Below are 6496 nucleotides of genomic sequence, written 5' to 3'. Positions count from 1 at the left end.
CCCTTAATGAGACCTGGTCACGAAGGTGCCAGCGTCGAATAATTCCAAGTAATGCCACGTCGATCACTCCAATCTCCCACTCACTTTGGTAAGTAGGATTGTGTTCTAAACGTGGGTCAGTTTTAGATGCAAATTATGCGGCTAAGTGGGTCAGTTTTCGATGCAAATCAACAGACTATTTAGACATTGATAATGCGGAGTTGAAAAATGAGATGAGAGGAGTTCAGTTTATTCAAAGTTAGGAACATCTTATTCAGCAAATTTGGAAATGGACAGCGGTTTGTCCTACATCGTATTGAGACTAATGATGGCAGCATTTAGTCGTTTCGATTTATACCTAGGTGTTACTTTGAGTACACAGGTTCAATTGAAAGAATTTATGAATATCGTACTGATTGAAGATTCAGCGCTAATAAGAGAGCAGCTATGTGGTTTGCTTTTAAATTTAACCGATGTACATGTTGTCGGTCACGCGGACAATGAAGAGGGGGCATTAAACCTGATTCATGATCTGGCACCTGATTTGGTACTGCTAGATATTTCCCTACGCGAAGGCAATGGAATAAACATTCTTCGTCGGTTGAAAAATGAGGTTGCCCCATCCTCAGTTAAAAATTGCCCATTGGTCGCAATGCTGTCAAACAAACCGGATCATTATCGTTCGGTGACCGCTGCACTAGGTGCCGATGCCTATTTCGACAAGTCGATGCAGATTGAAGAAGCACTTCATCAAATTCAATGCTGGGCGGACGATCCGAGCCATCAATCAAATTTAGGTCGTCACTGGTCATTTGATTCGTTGACAGACCAGGTCACTGTTTAGTTTTACATCTCGCGGATGTCCAAGACATTTGCCGCAGGGATGAGAGCTCATTAGGAGAAGTCATGTCATATCAATGCCAGAATCAGAAATGCATGTGCGTAGTACAAAAAGCCAATACAACATGCATGAAAGATTTGAATGGAGCGTATTTTATTTGCTCTATTTGCAAATCTAAAACATATATTTCTTATCCAGCGGAAGAGGCTTTTTCGAATTCAACATTTGAACGTCGATGTATGTAATTGCGTTCATCCAAGTTACGAACTAGCAAAATTAAAAAATCAGCTTCCTGCCGTAAGCGGACATTTCCATATTGACGCTACGCCAGCACCATAAAAAAAGCGGCGAATCAAAAGATTCGCCGCTTTAGATATTTCCAGTTGTATTACTCGAATCAGGCCAGATCGAAACGATCCAGATTCATCACCTTGGTCCACGTCGCTACAAAGTCATGCACGAACTTCTCTTGTGCATCGGCGCTTCCATACACCTCTGCCACTGCACGCAACTGCGCGTGTGAGCCGAACAACAAGTCGATACGTGTGCCTGTCCATTTGGCTGCGCCTGTCTTGCGATCACGTCCTTCGAATGCATCTTTGGCTGGTGATGTTGCTTTCCATTCCGTACTCATGTCGAGCAAGTTCAGAAAGAAATCGTTAGTCAAAGTGCCTGGACGCGTCGTGAACACACCATGCTGTGTCTGACCGACGTTAGCACCAAGAACACGCAGGCCGCCTACCAGCACGGCTACTTCCGGCACGGTCAACGTCAGCAACTGCGCCTTGTCAATCAGCAAAGCTTCGGCAGGAACGCTGTACTGGCCTTTAAGGTAGTTGCGGAAACCATCGGCGATCGGTTCCAGTGGCATGAACGATTCGATGTCGGTCTGTTCTTGCGAGGCATCGGTACGACCAGGGGTGAATGGCACCGTTACATTCTGACCAGCACTCTTGGCCGCTTGCTCTACACCTGCAGAGCCAGCTAACACGATCAGGTCGGCCAGCGAAACCTTCTTGCCACCCGTTTGGGTCGCATTGAAATCGCTTTGTATACTTTCTAGCGTGTTAAGTATCTTAGCCAGTTGCGCAGGCTGATTGACTGCCCAATCTTTTTGCGGCGCGAGACGAATGCGCGCGCCGTTGGCACCACCGCGCTTGTCCGAACCACGGAAGGTGGAGGCAGATGCCCACGCGGTCGATACCAATTCAGAAACCGACAAGCCAGAAGCGAGTACCTTCGTCTTCAGCGTTGCGATGTCCTTGTCATCGATCAGTGGTGTGCTTGCCACCGGCAATGGATCTTGCCAGATCAATTCTTCAGCTGGAACTTCTGGCCCGAGGTAACGCGCACGCGGACCCATATCGCGATGGGTCAGCTTGAACCATGCACGCGCGAAGGCATCGGCGAACTCTTCTGGATGCTCAAAAAAGCGGCGCGAAATTTTTTCGTAGGCGGGGTCAAAGCGTAACGATAAGTCCGTCGTCAACATGGTCGGTGCGTGGCTCTTCGACGCATCGTGCGCATCTGGAATGGTGCCTGCGCCAGCTCCGTTCTTCGCAATCCATTGATGTGCGCCGGCCGGACTCTTGGTCAGTTCCCAATCGAACTTGAACAGATTTTCAAAAAAGAAATTGCTCCACTGCGTAGGCGTCTGCGTCCACGTTACTTCCAGACCGCTGGTGATCGCATCCTTGCCAACGCCAGTGCCGAAGCTGCTATTCCAGCCAAAACCTTGATGTTCGAGATCAGAGGCTTCCGGCTCGCGACCAACATGCTTGGCATCGCCTGCACCGTGCGTTTTGCCGAAGGTGTGACCACCAGCGATCAGCGCCACTGTCTCTTCATCGTTCATCGCCATGCGAGCAAATGTTTCACGGATATCGTGCGCAGCTGCGATCGGATCAGGATTGCCTTCAGGGCCTTCTGGGTTGACATAGATCAGCCCCATTTGTACTGCTGCCAATGGGTTTTCCAGATTGCGGCCGGCAGGGTCGGTGCGACCTTCTTCGCTGCCGTGCTTGTCGGCGTCAGCCACGATCTCGCCGGTATGGCTGCCAGGTGTACTTTTGCCATAGCGCGCGTCGCCGCCTAGCCAAGTGGTTTCGGTACCCCAGTAGGTGTCCAGATCTGGTTCCCATACATCTTCACGGCCACCAGCAAAACCGAAGGTCTTGAAGCCCATGGTTTCCAGCGCGACGTTGCCGGTCAAAATCAGAAGATCTGCCCAGGAAATTTTCTTGCCATATTTCTGTTTGATGGGCCACAACAGACGTCGTGCCTTGTCGAGGCTGACATTGTCTGGCCAGCTATTCAATGGCGCAAAGCGCTGTTGTCCACGACCTGCGCCGCCACGGCCATCGCCGATGCGATATGTGCCTGCGCTGTGCCATGCCATGCGAATAAACAGCGGGCCGTAGTGACCGAAATCGGCAGGCCACCAGTCTTGCGAATCGGTCATCAACGCGGCGATATCTTTTTTCAATGCGGGCAGATCAAGACTCTTGAATGCCTTGGCATAATTGAAATCGGGGTCCATAGGATTGGACTTCGACGAATGCTGTGCCAGCAGATCCAGACGTAACTGCTTAGGCCACCAGTCACGGTTGGTAGTGCCGCCACCGGCGGTATGGTTGAACGGACACTTGGCTTCATTTGTCATGAATGATTTCCTTTGAAAGATCTGATCGGTACAACATGTTTCGATTTGGGTGAAGCGTGTTGCGATCGTAGCATCGAGTCTGTTTTTTATGAAAATTGTATTTCCTTATGGATGCCAGAGATAAAAACTAAGACTGACGGAAATGGCGTGAGAGTGGCGTTAACGCGCGATTCATGACTTGTGTTGGAAGGCTGGTTACGCTTGTCCACTTATTGGAATGATGAACTGACAGCCTTGGCGGGATGAGATCGAATGAAAAATAGTGAGGGACAAGGCTAGATATTTCTGACTTTTGGGATTGTTCAATGTCCACACGATGCCCTCATTTTTTATAGGTCCTTGTGTACAGACTCACATGTTCTTTGATTTAGCGGCGCGATCACACATGTAGCCTCATCAATTTTCCAACCTACGATGCCATATAAATTTCTTAAGCCCAAACGCCGGTATTTTCCGTAGTCGGTGCAAATTCTCTCAAAGTCCATTGCAAGGGAATTGCATTCGACTTTATCCAAGCTGACTTGATGTGAAAACGCCATAGTCGTTCGGCTCCAACAGGATTGCCGGTTTCATCCGATTGCCACAACACCTCTGTGGTGCCTTGCAGGTGAAGTAAATCGCCAGTATTGAAATCGATAAACAGCAATGCTGCGCGCGGTTCGACCAGCATGTTTCCTAGTGTATTGAAATAGCGATTACCTACGAAGTCTGGAATCGTCAGCGTATTGCCGTCGATGCGGATAAATCCCGGCATGCCGCCGCGATGCGAGATGTCGACACCGCTGCCGTTCATCACCTCATTGCCTGAAGCCGTAGCCACAAAAAAAGTATCGGCATGGTTGATGATTTTTTTAGCTGCGTCATTCAGATCCGTAAAGAATTCTCTGGGCGATTCCAGACAATCATTCATTTCATTACTGACCTCGCGCGCCTGTATGTACTTCGGGCAGTTGCCAAATGATTGTTCGACATGCACATGCAAACCGTCTTTATCGAATGCAGTCACATAGCCATTCACACGATTGCGCCTGCGGGTACTGAACTCAATGCCGAGCATGCCGATGGCCTTGTCGCTATCAAGCAAAGGCGTGAATGATTCTTGCCAGTGTGCAGTCGCAGCAATCCTTAAACTTTGGGGATCATCGCTGCTGATAAAACCTTGCGGTCCGGTCACTATCGTTGCAACCGGCCAGCCGTCAGTGTCGGTAGTCGCCAGCATCACAAAACGCAGCGAGGAAAAAAACTGTCTATGCTGATCCGGCATCATTTCCCGTATCGCAAAACCGGGCGTGCCGGTCCCGGCTTCAATATGTGCGCGCAGTTCTCCGTCATGGAAAGGCTGCGGGTTGACTGGTGGATTCATAGATGAGCTCATGCTGCCACCGGCACCACTGACTGCGGCATAGGATGGAAGTTGGGCAAGGCCTCGATGCGTGCCAGCCATTTGCGAACTTCAGGATACGGCGCCAAAGAAATCCGACCTTCAGGAGCGTGCGCCACGTAGGAATAGCAAGCCAGATCTGCGATGGTGGGATTGTTCGTCGCAAGGTAATCGCGTCCGGCTAGATGTGTGTCCATCATGATCAATAATTTCTCTGCGATTTCATTTGCACGTATCGGATCTATTTCTCCTTTCATATTCCACAGGGCGGACATGCGCGCGCTCGCCGGGCCATGCCTTACTTCGCCCGCCGCAATCGACAACCAGCGCTGTATCTGCGCAGCTTCAATCGCGTCGTCCGATAACCATGATGTTTTTGCGCCATAGCGTTTGACCAGATAAACCATGATGGCATTGCTGTCGGATAGAACCAGACCACCATCGACCAATACCGGGATTTGCCGCAAGGGATTCAGCTTGCCGAACTCATCAGTGGCGCGCACTGATACAGGCGCTTCGATATATTCATGTGGAATATTCAGCATGCGCAGCAGTACTTCCACGCGATGGCAATGTCCTGATAAAGAAACTCCGTAAAGTTTGATTGTGGTCATGATGATGTCCTTGGCTTGATTGAGACTTCATCTTAGTCATTCCGATAAATGGTGTAAATTACGTAAAATTGCAATTTACTATTTCATATATTGGAAGAATAAGGCGGGAGCCATTAATGGATAGACTGGAAGAACTGGAAGTCTTCATTGCGATTATGGATGCCGGTAGCCTGATTGGAGCCAGTCGCAAGCTGCGTCGTTCGGCACCTGCGATTACGCGCCTACTCGGCTCGCTGGAACAGCGCATAGGCACGCGACTTGTGGAGAGAACCACGCGACATATGGCGCCGACCGAAGCGGGTACACGATTGCTGCAACACGCGCGGCAAGTGTTGAGTGAATACGAACAGGCAGTGCAGGAAGATCCATCCGCACCGATGCGGGGCACTTTGCGGGTGACGGCGCCAGTCGTATTCGGCCGCCGTCACGTGGCACCGATAGTGAATAGTTATCTCGATCTATATCCGGAAATGCGGGTCGATCTGGTGATCAATGATCGCAATATCGATTTGATTGACGAGGGCATAGACATTGCAGTGCGCATTGGCCTTTTGGCTGATACCAGTCTGGTTGCGCGCCGGGTAGGCCAGGTGCAATCCGTTCTGGTCGCGAGTCCCGATTACATCAAGCGCCGCGGCAAGCCACGCACACTGACTGACCTGTCATCGCACGATGTGATTTTTAATTCGGGATTCGGTAGTACGTCGGAGTGGCGCTTCAGAGTAGATGGCCGCGATCAGGTGGTGCCGTTGACGCCGCGTTTGATGGTCAATGAAATCGATGCTGTGTTGCTCGCGGCTAAAGCAGGGCGGGGCATTGCACGACTATTGTCGTATCAAGTGGCTGATGAGTTGGCGAATGGAAGTTTAGTGAGAATTTTTCCAAAAATGGAAACGGCAATTTTGCCGGTGCACCTGGTATTTCCAAGCGCGCGCCTGATGGCGCCGAAGTCACGCGCATTCATAGACCATGCAGTTGCAAGGTTCAGTGAATTACGCGTGATTCAAAAATACTAACGT

5 protein-coding genes are annotated in these 6496 nt (G+C 50.2%); 2 read left to right on the top strand and 3 right to left on the bottom strand.

Going from position 1 to position 6496, the window contains the following annotated elements; translation table 11 throughout:
• The first annotated feature begins 307 nt into the window (after positions 1 to 307).
• Positions 308 to 823 (top strand): response regulator, encoded by a 516-nt coding sequence (locus Q7T66_RS05510; protein ID WP_304932313.1) that lies wholly within the window; start codon positions 308 to 310, stop codon positions 821 to 823.
• 394 nt (positions 824 to 1217) lie between these two features.
• On the opposite strand, the gene katG is transcribed toward Q7T66_RS05510, so the two are convergent.
• From katG to Q7T66_RS05495, 3 genes are all read right to left on the bottom strand, one after another.
• Positions 1218 to 3482 (bottom strand): catalase/peroxidase HPI, encoded by a 2265-nt coding sequence (gene katG / locus Q7T66_RS05505; protein WP_304932312.1) that lies wholly within the window; start codon positions 3480 to 3482, stop codon positions 1218 to 1220.
• A 430-nt stretch (positions 3483 to 3912) separates the two neighbouring features.
• Positions 3913 to 4857, bottom strand: coding sequence for a pyridoxamine 5'-phosphate oxidase family protein (locus Q7T66_RS05500; protein WP_304932311.1), 945 nt, complete (start codon positions 4855 to 4857; stop codon positions 3913 to 3915).
• Positions 4854 to 5477 carry a glutathione S-transferase gene (locus tag Q7T66_RS05495; RefSeq protein WP_304932310.1) on the bottom strand — a complete coding sequence of 208 codons (624 nt, stop codon included), beginning with the start codon at positions 5475 to 5477 and terminating at the stop codon, positions 4854 to 4856. The genes Q7T66_RS05500 and Q7T66_RS05495 overlap by 4 nt, the downstream gene beginning before the upstream one ends.
• A 116-nt stretch (positions 5478 to 5593) precedes the next feature.
• Between Q7T66_RS05495 and Q7T66_RS05490 the strand changes: the two genes are divergently transcribed.
• The gene (locus Q7T66_RS05490; protein ID WP_304932309.1) at positions 5594 to 6493 is read left to right on the top strand and encodes a LysR family transcriptional regulator; all 900 of its coding nucleotides are present in this window, start codon (positions 5594 to 5596) and stop codon (positions 6491 to 6493) included.
• Positions 6494 to 6496: the final 3 nt, after the last annotated feature.

It is taken from the genome of Herminiimonas sp. (assembly GCF_030655415.1).
The sequence above is the reverse complement of the archived record's forward strand: the minus strand, read 5'-3'. Positions and strand labels throughout refer to the sequence as shown.